Origin of the sequence: Streptomyces sp. NPDC017979 (genome assembly GCF_044328175.1) — a bacterium.
Classification (GTDB): Bacteria; Actinomycetota; Actinomycetes; order Streptomycetales; family Streptomycetaceae; genus Streptomyces.
Genome location: NZ_JBIRGU010000004.1, coordinates 508,164 through 526,536, shown reverse-complemented (window position 1 = coordinate 526,536; position 18,373 = coordinate 508,164). Strand labels below are relative to the sequence as shown.

Annotated in this window: 18 protein-coding genes; 17 read left to right on the top strand and 1 reads right to left on the bottom strand. The window is 73.1% G+C overall.

The genetic code is table 11. From position 1 onward, the window contains the following. Positions 1–328 precede the first annotated feature (328 nt). From ACH4E8_RS15225 to ACH4E8_RS15205, 5 genes are read left to right on the top strand one after another with little or no spacing between them, the layout of a single operon-like run. Positions 329–1,096, top strand: a complete 768-nt coding sequence (locus tag ACH4E8_RS15225) for a crotonase/enoyl-CoA hydratase family protein (protein WP_398448146.1) — start codon at positions 329–331, stop codon at positions 1,094–1,096. Then, positions 1,093–2,274, top strand: a complete 1,182-nt coding sequence (locus tag ACH4E8_RS15220; protein ID WP_398448144.1) for a CaiB/BaiF CoA transferase family protein — start codon at positions 1,093–1,095, stop codon at positions 2,272–2,274. Before ACH4E8_RS15225 ends, ACH4E8_RS15220 begins: the two co-directional genes overlap by 4 nt. Next, positions 2,271–3,953 (top strand): class I adenylate-forming enzyme family protein, encoded by a 1,683-nt coding sequence (locus ACH4E8_RS15215; protein ID WP_398448142.1) that lies wholly within the window; start codon positions 2,271–2,273, stop codon positions 3,951–3,953. Before ACH4E8_RS15220 ends, ACH4E8_RS15215 begins: the two co-directional genes overlap by 4 nt. Positions 3,954–3,968: 15 nt before the next feature. Continuing rightward, on the top strand, positions 3,969–4,355 hold the full coding sequence (locus tag ACH4E8_RS15210) for a Zn-ribbon domain-containing OB-fold protein (RefSeq protein WP_398448140.1): 387 nt from the start codon (positions 3,969–3,971) through the stop codon (positions 4,353–4,355). Next, a complete protein-coding gene (locus ACH4E8_RS15205; protein ID WP_398448138.1) occupies positions 4,352–5,212 on the top strand; it encodes an HpcH/HpaI aldolase/citrate lyase family protein in 861 nt (286 codons plus the stop codon). The genes ACH4E8_RS15210 and ACH4E8_RS15205 overlap by 4 nt, the downstream gene beginning before the upstream one ends. Positions 5,213–5,289: 77 nt before the next feature. Here the strand turns inward: ACH4E8_RS15205 and ACH4E8_RS15200 are convergent, their stop codons facing one another. Then, the gene (locus ACH4E8_RS15200) at positions 5,290–6,147 is read right to left on the bottom strand and encodes an SDR family oxidoreductase (RefSeq protein ID WP_398448136.1); all 858 of its coding nucleotides are present in this window, start codon (positions 6,145–6,147) and stop codon (positions 5,290–5,292) included. Positions 6,148–6,311: 164 nt separating this feature from the next. On the opposite strand from ACH4E8_RS15200, the gene ACH4E8_RS15195 reads away from it, so the two are divergent. The 12 genes from ACH4E8_RS15195 to ACH4E8_RS15140 all read left to right on the top strand — a co-directional run bounded on the left by ACH4E8_RS15195 (position 6,312) and on the right by ACH4E8_RS15140 (position 18,357). After that, entirely contained in the window at positions 6,312–7,466 is a 1,155-nt protein-coding gene (locus ACH4E8_RS15195) for an acyl-CoA dehydrogenase family protein (protein ID WP_398448134.1), read from the top strand. Between the two features lie 38 nt (positions 7,467–7,504). Continuing rightward, complete coding sequence (locus ACH4E8_RS15190; protein ID WP_398448132.1) at positions 7,505–8,263, top strand: SDR family NAD(P)-dependent oxidoreductase; 759 nt, start codon at positions 7,505–7,507, stop codon at positions 8,261–8,263. Between the two features lie 27 nt (positions 8,264–8,290). Then, on the top strand, positions 8,291–9,463 hold the full coding sequence (locus tag ACH4E8_RS15185; RefSeq protein WP_398448130.1) for a thiolase family protein: 1,173 nt from the start codon (positions 8,291–8,293) through the stop codon (positions 9,461–9,463). 24 nt (positions 9,464–9,487) lie between these two features. Then, positions 9,488–10,645 carry an acyl-CoA dehydrogenase family protein gene (locus ACH4E8_RS15180; RefSeq protein WP_398448128.1) on the top strand — a complete coding sequence of 386 codons (1,158 nt, stop codon included), beginning with the start codon at positions 9,488–9,490 and terminating at the stop codon, positions 10,643–10,645. Positions 10,646–10,647: 2 nt separating this feature from the next. Further along, the gene (locus ACH4E8_RS15175; protein ID WP_398448126.1) at positions 10,648–11,832 is read left to right on the top strand and encodes an acyl-CoA dehydrogenase family protein; all 1,185 of its coding nucleotides are present in this window, start codon (positions 10,648–10,650) and stop codon (positions 11,830–11,832) included. Continuing rightward, positions 11,829–12,269: a Zn-ribbon domain-containing OB-fold protein gene (locus ACH4E8_RS15170; RefSeq protein ID WP_398448124.1), complete on the top strand. Its 441-nt coding sequence runs from the start codon at positions 11,829–11,831 to the stop codon at positions 12,267–12,269. The genes ACH4E8_RS15175 and ACH4E8_RS15170 overlap by 4 nt, the downstream gene beginning before the upstream one ends. Then, complete coding sequence (locus ACH4E8_RS15165) at positions 12,266–13,429, top strand: thiolase (RefSeq protein WP_398448122.1); 1,164 nt, start codon at positions 12,266–12,268, stop codon at positions 13,427–13,429. The genes ACH4E8_RS15170 and ACH4E8_RS15165 overlap by 4 nt, the downstream gene beginning before the upstream one ends. Continuing rightward, complete coding sequence (locus ACH4E8_RS15160) at positions 13,426–14,295, top strand: MaoC family dehydratase N-terminal domain-containing protein (RefSeq protein ID WP_398448120.1); 870 nt, start codon at positions 13,426–13,428, stop codon at positions 14,293–14,295. Before ACH4E8_RS15165 ends, ACH4E8_RS15160 begins: the two co-directional genes overlap by 4 nt. A gap of 32 nt (positions 14,296–14,327) precedes the next feature. Further along, positions 14,328–15,089, top strand: coding sequence for an SDR family oxidoreductase (locus tag ACH4E8_RS15155; protein WP_398448118.1), 762 nt, complete (start codon positions 14,328–14,330; stop codon positions 15,087–15,089). Between the two features lie 268 nt (positions 15,090–15,357). Continuing rightward, the gene (locus ACH4E8_RS15150; protein ID WP_398448116.1) at positions 15,358–16,914 is read left to right on the top strand and encodes a long-chain-fatty-acid--CoA ligase; all 1,557 of its coding nucleotides are present in this window, start codon (positions 15,358–15,360) and stop codon (positions 16,912–16,914) included. Positions 16,915–16,980: 66 nt separating this feature from the next. Further along, the gene (locus ACH4E8_RS15145; protein ID WP_398448114.1) at positions 16,981–17,652 is read left to right on the top strand and encodes a TetR/AcrR family transcriptional regulator; all 672 of its coding nucleotides are present in this window, start codon (positions 16,981–16,983) and stop codon (positions 17,650–17,652) included. A 237-nt stretch (positions 17,653–17,889) separates the two neighbouring features. Continuing rightward, positions 17,890–18,357, top strand: a complete 468-nt coding sequence (locus tag ACH4E8_RS15140; RefSeq protein WP_398448112.1) for a hypothetical protein — start codon at positions 17,890–17,892, stop codon at positions 18,355–18,357. Positions 18,358–18,373: the final 16 nt, after the last annotated feature.

Here is an 18,373-nt window from a genome sequence, read left to right as displayed (position 1 = left end):
CCCGCGCCCCGTCGTGCCGGAGGCTGGGAGCCCGGCTGCCTTCCGCACCCGCGGCCCGCAGCGGGCTGATCCCGGCCCCGGCCCCGGCCCCGGAGCGTCCCTCCCGGATCCGTTAGCCCTACGCACCTGCGTCGGCCCCCGGCCTCTGGCCGGGGGCCGACGCACGCGTGTTCGCGGGCCGTCCCCCGGCCGCGTCGTCGATCTGAGCCTGGACAGGCGCTCCAGGGGAACGTAACTTAACGAATGTTCGACAAGCTGGCGTGGCGCCGTCATTCGAGCCGGCCTGTCGTGAGATCGCAGATCCGTGTATCGCAGCCGGGAGCCCTCAATGGCCGACGCAGTACTCGCTGATTTCCGTGCCGACGGCACCACCGTCATCACGATCAACCGCCCCGACAGCCGCAACGCCGTCGACCGGGCCGTGGCCGAGGGCGTCGCCGCGGCGCTGGACGAGCTGGACCGACGGGACGACCAGGTCGTGGGCGTGATCACCGGCGCGGGCGGGACGTTCTGCTCCGGGATGGACCTCAAGGCGTTCCTCCGCGGCGAGCGTCCCGTGGTCGAGGGCCGCGGCCTCGCCGGGATCACCGAAGCCCCGCCCCGCAAGCCGATGATCGCGGCCGTCGAGGGGTACGCCCTGGCCGGCGGCTGCGAGATCGTCCTCGCCTGCGACCTGGTCGTCGCCGCCCGCGACGCCCGGTTCGGCATCCCCGAGGTCAAGCGCGGACTCGTCGCCGCCGGCGGCGGGCTGCTGAGGCTGCCGCGCCGCATCCCGCACCAGATCGCCATGGAGATCGCGCTGACCGGCGACCTGCTGGACGCCGCACGGGCCCACGACTTCGGCCTGGTCAACCGGCTCGCCGAGCCCGGGGCCGCGCTCGACGCCGCCCTGGAGCTGGCCCGTACCATCGCCGCCAACGGGCCGCTCGCCGTACGCGTCACCAAGCAGGTGATCGCCGAGGCCGCCACCTGGGGCGCCGACCAGGAGTGGGTGCGGATGCGCGAACTCACCGGCCCCGTCTTCACCTCCGAGGACGCCAAGGAGGGCCCGCGGGCCTTCGCCGAGAAGCGCGCGCCGCGCTGGACCGGCCGATGAGCGCCGCCGCCCGGGCCGCGCAGGCCCCCGCCGCGCCGCGCACCGGACCCCTCGCCGGGATCAAGGTCGTCGAACTCGGCGGACTGGGCCCCGGCCCCTTCTGCGGCATGCTCCTCGCCGACCTCGGCGCCGACGTCGTCCGCGTCGACCGGCCCGCGGAGCAGGGAACGCCCGCCAGGTTCCCCGTACTGCACCGGGGCCGGCGGTCGATCGCCGTCGACCTCAAGCACCCGCAGGGCGTGGAGCTCGTCCACCGGCTGGTCGCCGCGGCGGACGTCGTGATCGAGGGTTTCCGCCCCGGGGCGGTGGAGCGCATGGGGCTGGGCCCCGACGCGTGCCTCGCCGCCAACCCCGGGCTCGTCTACGGGCGCATGACCGGCTGGGGCCAGGACGGACCGCTCGCGCAGGAGCCGGGCCACGACATCAACTACATCGCGCTCGCCGGCGCGCTGCACGCGATCGGCCCCGCCGGGGGAGACCCCGTCGTCCCCGTCAACCTTGTCGGCGACTTCGGCGGCGGCGGCATGCTGCTCGCCCTCGGGCTGGTCAGCGCCGCGCTGCACGCCCGCACCACCGGCCGGGGCCAGGTCGTCGACGCCGCGATGACCGACGGCACCGCGCTGCTGCTCGCGATGACCTACGGATTCCTCGCCCAGGGCGCCTGGGAGGACCGGCCCGGCGTCAACCTGCTCGACGGCGGTGCCCCCTTCTACGGCGTTTACCGCTGCGCCGACGGCCGCCACCTCGCCCTGGGGGCGATCGAGCCGCAGTTCTACGCGTCGCTGCTGCGCGTACTCGGTCTGACCGACGACCCGGACTTCGCCCGCCAGCGAGACCGCACCGCCTGGCCCGCGATGCGGGCGAAGCTCACCGAACTCTTCGCCACCCGCCCCCGGGACGCCTGGGCGGCACGGTTCGCGGGGCAGAGCGCGTGCGTGACGCCCGTGCTCTCCCTCACCGAGGCAGCCGAGCACCCGCACAACGTCGCCCGCGGCACCTACCGCCGGGCCGAGCACGGCGGGCCCGAGCCCGCGCCGGCGCCGCGGTTCACCGGCACGCCCACCGCACCGCCCGACCCCGCACCGCCCGTCGGGGCGCACACGGACGAGGTGCTGCGCGCCGCCGGACTCGACGAACCGGACATCACCGCACTGCGTCAGAAGGGGATCATCGGGTGAAGCACTACCTTCCGGCCGGAATGCCGGCCCGACTCGACTACCCGGACCGCACCGTCGGGGACGTCCTCGCGGGCGCGGCCCGCCGCTTCGCCGACCGCGTCGCCCTGCACGACGGCGACCTCGCGCTGACCTTCGCCGAGGTCCACGACCACGCCCTGCGCATCGCCCAGGGGCTGCGCGAGCGCGGTGTCCGCCCCGGCGAGACCGTCGCCCTGCACCAGCCGAACTCGGCGTGGTTCACGGTCACGTACTACGGGGTGCTGCTCGCCGGCGCCGTGGTCACCCCGGTCAACCCGACCCTGCCCCCGGCCGCCCTCGCCGAGCAGCTCACCGAGGCCGGCGCCGTCGCCGCCTTCACGCACCCCACCACCCGGGCGGCCCTTCAGCGCGCCCGAGTCCCCGGTCTGCGCCTGGTCGTCGAGGTCCCGGACACCCGCTCCGCGCAACCGGCGCAGGCCCGCGGTGCCGTACGCCTGGAAGACCTGCTCACCGCAGAACCCGCCCCCGCCACCGCGGTCTCGGGCGACGACCTCGCCCACCTCTCCTTCACCGGAGGCACCACCGGCCGCTCCAAGGCCGTCCGGGTGCTGCACCGCAACGTCGTCGCCAACACGCTCCAGATGGCCTGCTGGCGAGCCGGCGCCCTGCCGCGCACGGACGGCTCGGGCGGCCTGGTCCTGGAGCCGGTCCCCGCGGCCCGGACCCCGCACACCTTCCCCGCCGAAGGCTCCACGAGCCTGTCGCTCGCGCCCATGTTCCACGCCATGGGCCTGGTCAGCCAGAACCTCAGCGTCCTGCTGGGCACCACCGTCGTGGTCTTCGGACGCTTCGACGCCGAAGGGTACGTACGCGCCGTGGAGCGCCACCGCGTCACCTCCGTCCCCGGCTCGCCGTCCCTCTTCCACGCCCTGCTCGCGCTGCCCGACATCGACCGGGCCGACCTCAGCTCCGTACGCGTCGTCAACTCCGGCGCCGCCCCCATCGACCCGCACACCCTCGCCCGGCTGCACGACCTCTTCCCGCGCGCCTGCGTCATCGAGGGGTACGGACTGACCGAGGCGACCATGGCCCTGACCACCCACCCCATGGAACGGGGCGGCACCATCCCCCGCGGCAGCGTCGGTGCGCCCGTCTTCGACACCGAGATCGAGATCCGCGCACTCGACGGCGGCGCGGCGCTGCCCGTCGGCGAGACGGGCGAGGTGTGGGCCCGCGGCCCGCAGATCGCCGACGGGTACCAAGGGCACCCCGAGTTGACCGCCGAGCAGTTCCGCGACGGCTGGCTGCGCACCGGCGACCTCGGGCGGCTCGACGAGGACGGCTGGCTCTTCCTCGTCGGCCGGGCCAAGGACATGCTGATCTACAAGGGGTACAACGTGTACCCGACGCCGCTGGAGGACCTGCTCCACCGGCACCCCGCCGTCGCCCAGGCGTCCGTCGTCGGAGTGCCGCACCCGGAAGCCGGCGAGATCCCCGTCGCCTACGTCGTCCCGCGCGCGGGCCACGAGGCCGGCCCCGACCTCGCCGCCCGGCTCATGGCGCACGTCGCCGAGCGCGTCGCGCCCTACCAGCGGGTGCGCGAGGTCCACTTCCTCGAATCCCTGCCGGTCTCGGCGGCAGGGAAGGTCCTCAAGACCGAACTGCGCGGGCGCCACCGCGGCGATGCGGCCCACGACTGAGAACGGAGCAACCCCATGTACGTGCGAACCATCGAGCGGGAGCGGTTCATCGGACCGCCGACGCCGGTCAAGGAACTCCGCTTCCAGCGCTGCGACTGGTGCACCACCGTCGTCCTGCGCACCTCGCTGCTCTGCCCGGCCTGCTCCTCCACCGATCTGCGCTGGGTGTGCAGCGAGGGCCGGGGCAAGGTGTGCAGCGCGGTGGAGGTGCGGCGCAAGGGCCACCGGCCCCGCATGGTCACCGTCGTCGACCTCGGCGACGGCATCCGGATGCGGGCCACCGTCGAGGGCGCACCGCCCGGGCTGACGCCGTTCGGCGCGCCCGTGAGCGTCCGCGACATCGCCCCCGACGGCCTGCCCGTCTTCCGGCTCGACCCACCCGCCCGGGGCGAAGACCGGTGACCGCTCCCGTACGCCGGCTGCGCTCGCTGCTCTCCGTGCCCGGGGGCAGCGAACGCTTCGTCGCCAAGGCCCGGGACGTGGCCGCCGACGGGGTCGCCTTCGACCTGGAGGACTCGGTCCCCGTCGCCGACAAGGAGCGGGCGCGCACCCTGGTGGCCGCGACCCTCCCCGCGTTCCCCGCGCAGGGGCGGGAAGTGTGGGTGCGGCCCAACGCGTTGGACTCCGGCCTGCTGGAGGCGGACCTCGACGCGGTGGTCGGCCCGGGGCTGCACGGCCTGCACCTGCCGAAGGTCGACGACGGGCGGACCCTCGCCCGGGTCGACCACTACCTGACCTATCTGGAACGGGTCCGCGCCCTTGCGGCCGGATCGATCCGGTTGATGGCCTGGATCGAGTCGCCCGCCGCGCTCGGCCGGCTGGAGGAGATCTGTCGGGCCACGCCCCGGCTGGATGCGGTGTCCCTCGGGTCGGAGGACTACACGGCCGCGCTCGGCGTGCCCCGCAGCGCGGACGGCGAAGAACTCGCTTACGCCCGCGCCCGGTTGGCGAACGCGGCGGCCGGCGCCGGCATCGGCGCCCTGGACGGCCCCGAGACCAACTTCCGTGCCGCGGACCTCTTCCGCGCCCAGGCGGGGCGGGCCCGCGCCGTCGGGCTGACCGGGAAGTTCTGCATCCACCCGGACCAGGTCGCCCTGGCGCACGAGGCGTTCGCCCCCACCGCGGACGAAACCGCCTGGGCGACGCGGGTCGTCACGGCGTACGAGGCGCTGGGGGAGGGGGCCGGCGCGGTCTCCCTGGCCGGCGAGATGGTCGACCGCCCCGGCTATCTGCGGGCCCTGCGGGTGCTGGCGCACTGAGGACGGCCCGGGGGCGTCGCGGGATCCACGACGCCCCCGGGCCCGTTCCGCGTGCCCGGCGGACCGCGTCGGCGGAATCAGAGGAAGATGTCGGTGCGCAGCGGCTCGGTGGACGCGGGGTCCGCGCGATAGCCGGCGAAGTCGCTGACGCCCTCCCCGCGCAGCACCTCCTCGTCGACCAGGCACTGCCCCGTGGTGTGCCCGGCCGGCCGGACCAGGACCGCGTGCGCCGCGTCCGCCATGATCTGCGGCGTACGGCTGACCCGCAGGGACTCGTCCGCCCCGCGCATGTGCGCGGTGGCCGCCGTGGCGATCGTCGTGCGCGGCCACAGGCAGTTCGCGGACAGCCGGCCGCCCGCCCGGTGCTGCTCGGCGACGCCCAGCGTGAGCATGGTCATCCCGTACTTGCTGACCGTGTACGGGGCGTGGTCGCGCAGCCATCGCGGATCGGGGTCGAGCGGCGGCGACAGGGTCAGCACGTGGGCGTGGTCGGATGCGCGCAGGTGCGGCAGCGCCAGCGAGGTCATCAGGAAGGTGCCGCGCACGTTGACCTCCATCATCAGGTCGTGGCGCCCGGCGGGCAGTTCGCCGGGGTTCTGGAGGGCGATCGCGGACGCGTTGTTCACGACGACGTCGATCCCGCCGAAGCGCTCCACCGCGGCTTGCACCGCCCGCTGGACGTCCTCCTCGCTGCGGACGTCGCCGACGACCGCCAGCGCCCGGCCGCCCGCCTCCTCGATCTGCTCGGCCGCGCCGTGCACGGTCCCGGGCAGCCGGGGATGGGGCCGATCGGTCTTGGCGAGCAGTACGACGTTCGCCCCGTCGTGGGCCGCGCGCAGGGCGATGGCCAGGCCGATGCCGCGGCTGCCGCCGGACATCAGGAGGGTGCGCCCGCTGAGGGCGGTGCGTCCGGTGACGGCGGTGTGTCCGGTCATGGAGCTGGGTCCTTCCGGGGAGCGGGTGGCCCGCGCGTGAAGCAGGTCACCTGGACAGGGCCTGCGGTACAACATAACTTAACGATCGTTCGATGAGTGTTGTATGCGATCCACCCCACATCGGGCGGTCGTCGACCCGTCACCCAACGCGAGAAGAGGTTGCCGTGCGCCGTACGGTCTTCAACGAGGAACACGAAGCGTTCCGTCAGACGCTCCGGGACTTCATCGAGAAGGAGGTCGTCCCCGTCCACCACGAGTGGGAGGAGGACGGCCACCCGCCGCGTGACTTCTACCGGCGCCTGGGCGAGCTGGGCATCCTCGGCATCGAGGTGCCCCAGGAGTACGGCGGCGCCGGCGAGGGCTTCACGTACCAGGCCGTCGTCATGGAGGAGACCGCCCGCGCCGGCGTCACCTTCGGCAGCTACTCCGTGCACGCCAACCTGATCCTGCCCTACCTGCTGGCGTACGCCACCGACGAGCAGAAGCGTCGCTGGCTGCCCGGCTTCGTCAGCGGCGACCTGATGACGGCCATCGCGATGACCGAGCCCGGCACCGGCTCCGACCTCGCCAACATCCAGACCCGCGCCACCCTCTCCGCGGACGGCACCCACTACGTCCTCAACGGCGCGAAGACCTTCATCACCGGCGGCGCGCTCGCCGACCTCGTCCTGGTCGTCGCGCGCACGGCGCCCTTCGACCCCGCAGACCGCCGCGCGGGACTGTCCATCCTCTGCGTCGAGTCCGCTTCCGAGGGCTTCTCCGTCGGCCGCAAGCTGACGAAGATCGGCATGAAGACCTCCGACACCGCCGAGCTGTCCTTCGTCGACGTCGAGGTCCCGGTGGAAGACCTCCTCGGGCAGGAGGGGCAGGGCTTCTCGTACCTCTCCCACAACCTCGCCCAGGAGCGCCTGGCCATCGCCCTCGGCCAGGCCGCCGCCGCGGAGGCCGCACTGCGGTTCGCCACCGCGTACGTCAAGGACCGCACGGTCTTCGGCAAGCCCGTCGCCGCCTTCCAGAACACCAAGTTCCAACTCGCCGAGTGCGCCACCGAGGTCCAGGCCGTCCGGCTGTTCGCCGACCGCGTCCTCGAACTGCACGCGGCCGGCGAACTCACCGTGGCCGACGCCGCCAAGGCGAAGCTGTTCTGCACCGAGGCGGCCGGGCGCGTGATCGACAAGTGCCTCCAGCTCCACGGCGGTTACGGCTACGTCACCGAGTACCCCATCGCGCGCCTGTACGCCGACACCCGCGTCACCCGCATCTACGGCGGCACCAGCGAGGTCATGAAGACGATCATCGCCAAGGACCTCGGCCTGTAGACCCGCCCGCCCCGCCTCCACAGCCCGAGAGGGACCCCATGCGCATCGACTCCACCTCCGCCGCCCTCGTCACCGGCGGGGCCTCCGGCCTCGGCCGCGCCACCGCCGAGCGGCTCGCCGCCGCCGGCGCCCGGGTCGTGATCTTCGACCTGCCGACCTCCGACGGCGAAGCCGTCGCCCGGGAGTTCGGCGGCACCTTCGTCGCCGGCGACGTCACCGCGCCGGCCGACGTCAGCGCCGCCGTCGCCGCGGCCACCGCGCTCGCCCCGCTGCGGATCACCGTCAACTGCGCCGGCATCGGCGGCGCGGGCCGCACGGTGGGCAAGGACGGCCCGTACGACCTCGACCGCTTCCGCAAGGTCGTCGAGGTCAACCTGATCGGCACCTTCAACGTCATCCGGCTGGCCGCCGCCGCGATGGGCGGCAACGAACCGCTCGACGGCGACCGCGGCGTCATCGTCAACACCGCGTCCGTCGCCGCCTACGACGGTCAGATCGGCCAGTGCTCGTACGCCGCGTCCAAGGGCGGCATCGTCGGCATGACGCTGCCGATCGCCCGCGACCTCGCGGCCGCGCAGATCCGGGTCATGACCATCGCCCCCGGGCTCTTCGAGACCCCGCTGCTCGGCCGCCTCCCGCAGCAGGCCCGCGACTCGCTGGGCGCCCAGGTGCCGCACCCCAGCCGGCTCGGCCGGCCCGACGAGTACGCCCAGCTCGCCGAGGCGATCGTCACCAACCCCATGCTCAACGGCGAGACCATCCGGCTCGACGGCTCCATCCGCATGGCCCCCCGCTAACAGCCGTACAACACCAAGGAGTCCGCCATGCGTGACGCAGTGATCGTCGACGCCGTACGCACCCCCGTCGGCAAGGGCAAGCCCGACGGCGCCCTGTCCGGCGTCCACCCCACCGACCTGTCGGCCCACGTCCTCAAGGCCGTCGCCGAGCGCACCCGACTCGACCCGGGCACCGTCGACGACGTCATCTGGGGCTGCGTCTCGCAAGTCGGCGAGCAGGCCGGGTCCATCGGCCGCTACGCCGTGCTCGCCGCCGGCTGGCCCGAGCACGTCCCCGGCCTCACCGTCGACCGCCAGTGCGGCTCGTCCCAGCAGGCCGTGCACCTGGCCGCCGCGGGCATCATCGCCGGGCAGTACGACATCGTGGTCGCCGGCGGCGTCGAGTCGATGTCCCGGGTCCCGATGGGCGCCACCCGCGCCGGCGGCCAGTTCGGCAAGCCGTACGGCCCGCTCGTCGCCGAGCGCTACGACCACCACGTCTTCAACCAGGGCATCGGCGCCGAGATGATCGCCGAGGAGTTCGGGCTGACCCGGGCCGAACTCGACCAGCACGCCCTGGACTCGCACGCCCGCGCGGCCCGCGCCATCGACGAGGGCCGGTTCACGGGGCAGATCGCCCCCGTCACCGTCACCGACGCGGAAGGCGAGGAGCGGGTCTTCGACACCGACGAAGGGGTCCGCCGCGGCGGCAGCCTCGAAGCGCTCGCCGGTCTGAAGACGCCCTTCAAGGAGGACGGCGTCGTCTCCGCCGGCAATGCCTCCCAGATATCCGACGGCGCCGCCGCCCTGCTCCTGACCACCAGCGAGATCGCCGCCCGCCACGGCTGGACCCCGCTCGCCCGCTTCCACACCGGCGTGGTCACCGGAGTCGACCCGATCACCATGCTGAAGGGCCCGATCCCCGCCACCGCCATGGCCCTGCGCCGTTCGGGCCTGTCCCTCGACGACATCGGGGCGTACGAGATCAACGAGGCGTTCGCCTCGGTCTCCCTCGGCTGGCAGCGACAGACGGGCGCCGACTACGAGCGGATGAACCCCAACGGGGGCGCCATGGCGCTCGGCCACCCGCTCGGCGGCTCCGGGGCCCGGCTGATGACCACCCTCGTCCACCACATGAAGGACCGCGGCATCCGCTACGGCCTCCAGTCCATGTGCGAGGGCGGCGGCATGGCCAACGCGACCGTCCTCGAACTCCTCTGACCCACCGCAGAAGGGACACCAGCCATGGACGCCGCTGACTTCAAGGCGGTACGGGACGCGGTCCGCCGACTCGTCCGCGAGGACGTCGTGCCCCGCGAGGACGAGATCGAGGCGACCGACGCCGTACCGGACGCGGTCCGACGCAAGGCCGTCGAGATGGGACTCTTCGGCTACACCCTGCCCGAGGAGCACGGCGGGCTCGGCGCCACGCTGCACGAGGACGTCCAACTCGCCTTCGAGTTCGGCTACACCACCCCCGCCTTCCGCTCCATGTTCGGCACCAACAACGGCATCGCCGGCAAGGTGCTGGTGAACGCGGGCACCGCCGAGCAGCAGCAGAAGTGGCTGCCCCGGCTCGCCGATGGCGCGATCGCCTCCTTCGCCCTGACCGAGGCCGAAGCCGGCTCCGACCCGTCCGGACTCACCACCCGGGCGGTCCGCGACGGCGACGGATACCTGCTCAACGGCGTGAAGCGGTTCATCACCAACGCCCCGATCGCGGACCTGTTCGTGGTCTTCGCCCGCACCGGCGAGCAGAGCCAGGGCACACAGGGCATCTCCGTCTTCCTCGTCGAGGCGGACCTGCCCGGCGTCTCGGTCGGTCCGAAGGACCACAAGACCGGCCAGGCCGGCGCCTGGACCGCCGAGGTCTTCCTCGACGACGTCCGGGTGGGGGCCGATGCGCTCGTCGGGGGCGAGGAGGGCGCCGGCTTCGGCGCCGCCATGAAGTCCCTGATCCGCGGGCGCATCCACATCGCCGCGCTCTGCGTCGGCATGGCGGAACGCATCCTGGAGGAGTCCGTCGCGTACGCCGCCGCCAACAAGCAGGGCGGCCGGCCCATCGGCGAGTTCCAACTCGTCCAGGCCATGCTCGCGGAGATCCAGACCGGGGTGCTCGCCGGCCGCGCGATGGTCCTGGACGCCGCGCAGAAGTACGACTCCGCGGAGGACCGCAGGATCCGCCCCTCCGCCACCAAGCTGTACTGCTCCGAAATGGTGTCGAAGGCCGCCGACCTCGCCGTGCAGATCCACGGCGGCATGGGCTACATGCGCGGCACGGTCGTCGAGCGGTGCTTCCGCGACGCCCGGCTGTTCCGGATCTACGAGGGCACCAGCGAGGTCCAGAAGCTGATCGTCGGCCGGGCCCTGCTCAAGGGCGCGACGCAGAAGGGTGTGCAGTGACCATGGCGATGACCGATATCCCCCTCATCGGGGCCCTCTCCGACGACGAACGCGCGATCGTCGAGGTCGTCGCCGACTTCGTCGACAACGAAGTCCGTCCCGTGGCGCAGGAGTTGGAGCACGCGAACGCGTACCCCGACAAGCTCGTCGAGCAGATGAAGAAGCTCGGCGTCTTCGGGCTCCTCGCCCCCGCCGAACACGGCGGCGTCGACGTCTCCACCGCCTGCTTCGCCCTCGTCGCCCAGGAACTCGCCCGTGGCTGGATGTCCCTGTCCGGTGCGATGGGCGGCCACTCCGTCGTCACGTACCTCATCCGCACCTTCGGGACCGAACAGCAGCGGGCCGACTACCTGCCCCGCCTCGCGACCGGCGAACTGCGGGCCACGATGGCGCTCACCGAGCCGGGCGGCGGCTCCGACCTCCAGGCCATGTCGACCAGGGCGACGCTCGCGGAGGGGAGTTGGACGATCAACGGGTCCAAGACCTGGATCACCAACTCCCGCCGGGCCGGGCTCATCGCCCTGTTGTGCCGGACCGAGCCCGAGCAGGGCAGGGGCTTCTCCATCCTCCTCGTCGAGAAGGAGGCCGGCTACGAGGTCTCCAAGGACCTGCCGAAGCTCGGTTACAAGGGCGTCGAGAGCTGCGAGCTGATCTTCGACTCGGTCCGCGTCCCCGAGCGCGCCGTCCTCGGGGGCGAACCGGGAGTCGGCTTCGCGCAGATGATGCGCGGCCTGGAGATCGGCCGCATCCAGGTCGCCTCCCGGGCCCTCGGGGTGGCCCAGGCCGCCCTGAACGACGCCACCCGCTACGCCCAGGAACGGCACACCTTCGGCCGGCCCATCTGGCAGCACCAGTCCATCGGCAACTACCTCGCCGACGCCGCGACCAAGTTGAGCGCGGCCCGGCTGCTGACCCTGGACGCCGCCGCCCGCGTGGACGCGGGGCGGCGCGCGGACATGGAGGCGGGCATGGCCAAGCTCTTCGCCTCCGAAGTGTGCATGGAGATCACCCTCAACGCGGTCCGCATCCACGGCGGTTACGGCTACTCCACCGAGTTCGACGTCGAACGGTACTTCCGCGACGCGCCCCTGATGATCGTCGGCGAGGGCACCAACGAGATCCAGCGCAACGTCATCGCCAAGCAGCACGTCGCCCGGCACCGGATCGACGGGGGAGGCCGCCGATGACCTCCCCCGCACCTGAACCCACGCCCGTGGCCGTCCCCGTCTCCGTCCCCGCGCCGGTCCCCGTCCCCGCTCCTGCTCCCGCGCAGACCTACGCGGACGGCCTGGCCGCCGGTGAACTCCGCTTCCAGCACTGCGCGGAGTGCCGACGCGCCGTCTTCCACCCCCGCGTCCTGTGCCCGCACTGCGGCTGCGAAGACCTCGGGTGGCGGGTGAGCAGCGGCCTCGGCACCGTCTACGCCACCACCGTGCTCCACCAGCGCGGCACCGACCCGTACAACGTCGCACTCGTCGACCTCGACGAAGGATTCCGCATGATGAGCCGCGTCGAAGCAGCGGCGCCCGACCAGGTCCGCATCGGCGCCCGGGTCCGCTTCACGGTCACCGCCGACGGCGGCGAACCCCTCGGCGTCTTCCACCCGCTGGAGGTGACCTCGTGAGCACCGACCTGCGCGGCCGGGTCGCCGTCGTCGGCGTCGCCGAGTCCGACCTCGGCCAGGTCGCCCCCGGACTGACCCACTTCGACCTGATGGGACAGGCCACCGTCCGCGCCCTCAAGGACGCCGGGCTGAAGAAGTCGGACGTCGACGGCTTCTTCTGCGCCTCGTCCTATGTGCCCTTCCCGACCCTGGACGTCGCCGAGTACCTGGGCATCCGCCCCCGCTACGCCGACTCCACCAACATCGGCGGCAGTTCCTTCGTCTCCCACCTGCTGCACGCGGCCCTCGCCATCGAGGCCGGGCAGTGCACCACCGCCCTGATCGCCTACGGCTCCACCCAGCGCTCCGACGGCGGCCGGCTGGTCTCCCCGACGAAGCTGCTGCCCTGGGAGGAGGCGTACCGGCCGCGCTACCCCGTCTCCATGTACGCGCTCGCCGCCGCCCGGCACATGCACGAGTACGGCACCACCCGCGAGCAACTCGCCGAGGTCGCGGTGGCCGCCCGGGCGTGGGCACAGCTCAACCCGCAGGCGTTCACCCACGGCCGGGGCCCGCTCACCGTGGCCGACGTGCTCTCATCGCAGATGATCAGCCACCCGCTCACCAGCAAGGACTGCTGCCTGGTCACCGACGGCGGCGGCGCGGTCGTGCTCACCAGCGCCGAGCGCGCCCGGGACCTCGGGGTGCGGCCCGCGTACTTCCTGGGCGGCGGCGAGGCGACCTGGCACCGCTCGATCTCCCAGATGCCCGACCTGACGACCACCGCCGCCGTCGACTCGGGCCGGCGGGCCTTCGCCATGGCCGGTCTGGAACCGGCGGACGTCGACGTCCTCCAGCTCTACGACGCCTTCACCATCAACACCCTGCTGTTCCTGGAGGACCTGGGCTTCTGCGCCAAGGGCGAGGGCGGCGACCTCGTCTCCAGCGGCCGGATCGCCCCCGGCGGGGACCTGCCGGTGAACACCAACGGCGGCGGGCTGGCGTACTGCCACCCGGGGATGTACGGCATCTTCCTGATCATCGAGGCGGTACGGCAACTGCGCGGCGAGTGCGGCGAGCGCCAGCAGGCCGACACCCGGGTCGCGCTGGTCAACGGCAACGGCGGTGTGCTGTCCAGCCAGGCGACCGCCCTGCTCGGCACCGAGGAGGCGCTGGGATGAGCACCGCCCCCGAGGCGTTCCGGGCGATCGAGGCCGACTGGCGGCCCGCGCCCGTCGAGACGAGCGAGCAGATCACGGCCGCCCCGGCCCGGGCGCTGTCCGCCCTCTTCGACCAGCCGGACGCCGTGCGCGCGCCGGGTGACCCGCTGCCGCCGCTGTGGCACTGGCTCCACCTGCTCGACCGGCCCGCGCAAGCCGGGCTCGGCGCGGACGGCCATCCGCACGACGGGCTCTTCGTGCCGCCGCTGCCCGACCGGCGCAGGATGTTCGGCGGCGGCCGGCTCGCCTTCCACGCGCCGGTGCGGGTCGGCGACGTCCTCACCCGCCGCTCGGAGGTGACCCGCGTCCGCACCCGCGAGGGCGGGTCCGGCTGGCTGCTGCTGGTCACGGTGCGGCACCTGCTGTCGGTGGACGGGGAGGTGCGGACCACGGAGGAGCAGGACCTCGTCTACAAGCAACCGACGCCACGGACGCGGCCCCGGCCGCCCGCACCCGCCCCGGACCCCGGCGCGCCGCAGGCCCCGTGGGCGTACCGGATGGCGCCCGACCCCACCCTGCTCTTCCGCTTCAGCGCGCTCACCTACAACGCGCACCGCATCCACTACGACCGCGCGTACGCCACCGGCGTCGAGGGCCATCCGGACCTGGTGGTCCACGGCCCCCTCCTGGCGCTCGCCCTGCTGGAACTGCCGCGCCGCCACGCACCGCAGCGCGAGGTCGCCTCGTTCGCCTTCCGCTCCACGGCCCCGCTGTTCGCGCCGGACGCCTTCGAGGTCAGCGGCGGGCCCGACGGCGACGGCGCCGCCCTCGCCGCGGGCCTGCCGGGCGCGACGCCGGCCGTGACCGGCCGGGCCGCCTTCCGCTGAACCGTCCCACCACCACCTGCAAGGAGAACGCCATGTCCGAGACCGCCCAGAAGGTCGCCGTCGTCACCGGAGCCGCCCGGGGCATCGGCGCCGCCACCGCCCTGCGCCTGGCCGCCGACGGCTTCGCCGTCGCCGTGCTCGACCTGGACGAAAAAGCCTGCGCCGGCACCGTCGCCGCCGTCGAGGAGCAGGGCGGCCGGGGGCTCGCCGTCGGCGTGGACGTCGCCGACGCGGAGCGCGTGGAAGCCGCCGTCGCCCGGGTCGCCGCCGAACTCGGCGCCCCGCTCGTCCTGGTCAACAACGCCGGCATCACCCGGGACGACCTGCTGTTCAAGATGGACGAGCGGGACTGGGACGCGGTCGTCGGCGTCCATCTGCGCGGTGCGTTCCTGATGAGCCGGGCCGTGCAGAAGCACATGACCGCCGCCGGCTGGGGCCGGATCGTCAACCTGTCGTCCACGGCCGCCCTGGGCAACCGCGGCCAGGTCAACTACTCGGCGGCCAAGGCGGGCCTCCAGGGCTTCACCAAGACGCTCGCGATCGAGTTGGGCAAGTTCGGCGTCACCGCGAACGCCGTCGCCCCCGGCTTCATCGCCACCGACATGACCGCCAAGACGGCCCAGCGGGTGGGCCTGTCCTTCGACGACTTCAAGGCCAGGGCCGCGGCGAACATCCCGGTCGCCCGGGTCGGCGAGCCGGCGGACATCGCGGCGGCGGTCTCGTTCTTCGTCCGCGAGGAGGCGGGCTTCGTGTCCGGTCAGGTGCTGTACGTGGCCGGCGGCCCGCGCGCCTGACCCGCTGCCGGGGTGGGCGCGCGCCTTTGGCCGGACGTTCGTTCAGTTGGGGCCGTCCGGCGTCTTGACACCGCAGGGCCGGGCGGAGAGGCTCGAACCAACAGAACATGACCACCTGGTCATAAGGTCTGGTTGCAGCCGCGCCCCCGCGCCGCCCGCAGGGCGTGCCCGCTGTTCAGCACCGCCTTCCGCGCAGGCCGGTGCGCACCCACCCCCTGGCCGACCCACGGCTCCGTCGCTCGCTCCCACGCCGCTGGAGGTCCCCCGCATGAGCCCGTTCCTGCCTGACGCCGTACGCCACCACGCCGCCCGGCGCCCCGACGCGCCGGCCGTCACCGAGGGCACGCGAACGCTGACCTACGCCCAGCTCGACCGGCGCAGCAGCCGCGTCGCCCGGGCCCTCCTCGCCGCCGGCCTGCCCCGCGGCGCCCGCGTCGGCTACCTCGTCCGCCCCGGCGTCCTCTCCGCGGAACTCCTCGTCGGCTGCGCCAAGGCCGGTCTCGTCGCCACCCCGCTGAACTGGCGGCTCGCCGAACCCGAACTGGTCGCCGTCGCCCGCGACGCCGAACTCGGCATGGTGCTCACCCAGCGCGAATTCCGCTCCGGTGCGCGGGCCGCCCGCGCCGCGCTGCCCGGCGTCCCCCTCGTCACCGACGCCGGAGCGGACGCCGACGCCGACGAGCACGACTACGAGCAGTGGGTCGCCGCCGCGGACGGCGCCGACCCCGGAGCCGGCACCGAGGACGCGGTCTTCCTCCAGCTCTACACCTCCGGCACGACCGGACTGCCCAAGGGCGTCCAGCTCACGCTCCGCAACGTCAGCGCAGGCGACTTCCAACTCCGCGAGATGGGCTGGACGGAGACCTCCGTCGCCCTGAACGCGATGCCCGTCTTCCACATCGCCGGCACCGGCTGGCTCGTCACCGCGCTCAGCGCCGGCGCCCACACGGTCATGCTCCCCGACCTGGTGCCGCAGACCGTCGTCGACGTCATGGAGCGCCACCGGGTCACCCACGCCTTCTTCGTGCCCGCGATGCTCCACCTGCTGACCGCGCTGCCCGGCATCCGCGAGCGGGACTTCTCCGCCCTCCGGCTGATCGTCTACGGCGCCTCCCCGATCACCCCCGCCCTGCTGCGCCGCTCCATGGAGGTATTCGGCTGCGGCTTCTACCAGAAGTACGGGCAGACCGAGACGACCGGCTCCGCGACCCGGCTGCTACCCGACGACCACGTCGTGGACGGGCCCCGCTCGACGCTGCTGCGCTCCGCCGGCAACACCCGGCAGGACGTGGAGGTGGCCGTCGCCGACCCCGTCACGGGGGAGCCCGTCGCACCCGGTGTGGTGGGGGAGATCCTCACCCGCTCCCACCACGTCACCCCCGGCTACTGGAAGCGGCCCGCGGAGAACGCGGCGCTGTTCACCGCCGACGGCTGGCTGAAGACCGGTGACGCCGGCTACCTCGACCCCGACGGCTACCTCTTCATCACCGACCGCATCAAGGACATGGTCATCACCGGCGGGGAGAACGTGTACCCCGTCGAGGTCGAGTCCGTGCTCGCCGAGCACCCCGCCGTCCTCGACGTCGCGGTCTTCGGAACGCCCCACGAGAAGTGGGGCGAGGCCGTGACGGCGGCCGTCGTCCTGCGGCCGGCCGCCGAACCCGTCACGGCCGAGGACCTGATCGACTTCACCCGCGGGCGGATCGCCTCGTACAAGAAGCCGCGGATCGTGCACGTCGTGGACGAACTGCCGCGCAACCCCAGCGGCAAGGTCCTCAAGCGCGTGCTGCGCGACGACCTCGCCACCGGGGCCGAGGGGAGCTGACCGCCGGGGCGGCGCGGCTGGAATGATGGGGCGCCCACAGCCGCGCCGCGCCCCACCGGAGGTCCCGTGCCCACCGCCACCTGGCAGCGCCTCGACCCCGGGCGCCGCGAGAGGATCACCCGGGCCGCCATGGCGGAGTTCGGGCGGCACGGCTACTCCGCCGGGAGCCTGAACACCGTGGCGCGCACCGCGGGCGTCGCCAAGGGGTCGCTGTTCCAGTACTTCGAGGGCAAGCTCGACTTCTTCCAGTACGTGGCGGAGACCGCGGCCCAGGGCGTCCGGGACGCGCTCGCCCCCTGGCTCGGCACGATCCCCGACGGCACCGGCTACCACGACTTCTTCTGCGGCGGGGTGCTGGCCTGGGTGGACTACTTCGGCGACCACCCGTTGGAGCGCGGCGTGATCGCCGCCACCCACCTGGAGGTCGACCCGGACGTGCGCACCGCGGTGCACGCCCCCGCCCGCCGCCTGTACTCCGCCGAGGTCACCTCGCTCGCCCGACAGGCCGTACAGCGCGGCGACTTCCGCCCCGGCGCCGATCCCGAGACCTTCGCCGCCCTCGTCAGCGTCCTCCTGCCGCACCTCGCCGTGGCTCCCTTCGAACCCGGCTTCGAGGGCCCCGTACCGCTGTACGGCCTTTCCCGCGACGAACTCCGCTCCCGAGCACTGGCGCTGGCGTCCGGCCTCTACGGCGGCTTCGGCCCGGTCCCCGAAGCCCCGAAGCCGTACGCCCCCTAGGGTTCACGGCCGAGACGAGCACGCGTCGGACTCGCGGCACGAAGGTCATACGGGGTTCTCCCAGGTTGCACTGCCGACCTCACGGCGCTGCGGTGAGATCAGGCGAATATCACGCGGGCACTATCCAGTGCGAATCCGGATCATTATTCCTTGCGCATGACAAGAACGTTGAGTGATGCCGGTCCCGCCCCAAATGATGTCTGGTGCACCGATCAAGGTCCGACCAGGAGGAGAAACATGCGCAAGGTACTGGGAACCATCGCGGCCACCGCCGCTCTCGTCACATCGGGCGTCGTCCTCGCCCCGGCCGCGAGCGCCGCGCCCGCTCCGGGCGCCACCGCCGGCTTCGGCTGCTCGGGATCACAGATCAACAGCTACCCGGTAAAGACCCCGGGCGGTGCGCAGTACGCGACCATCCACCTCTACTACGACTCCGCCACCGGAAGAAACTGCGCCTCGACGGTCGCCACGGCCGCCGGGGGCTACGGGACCACCGCGGAGACGGCAGTCCACATCACCGCCTGTTCGGGTACCACCCTCTCCAGTTGCATGAACACGTCCGGCTCCACGGACATCGGCAACTACCAGTACTACGCCGGACCGGTATCGGTTCAGGCGGCGGGACGCTGCATTCTGGTCAGCGGTTGGCGGAAGTACAACGGCGCGACCGCCGCGGTCCAAAGGGGCCCCGTGCACTGCGGCTGAGGCCGGTTCACCGCCG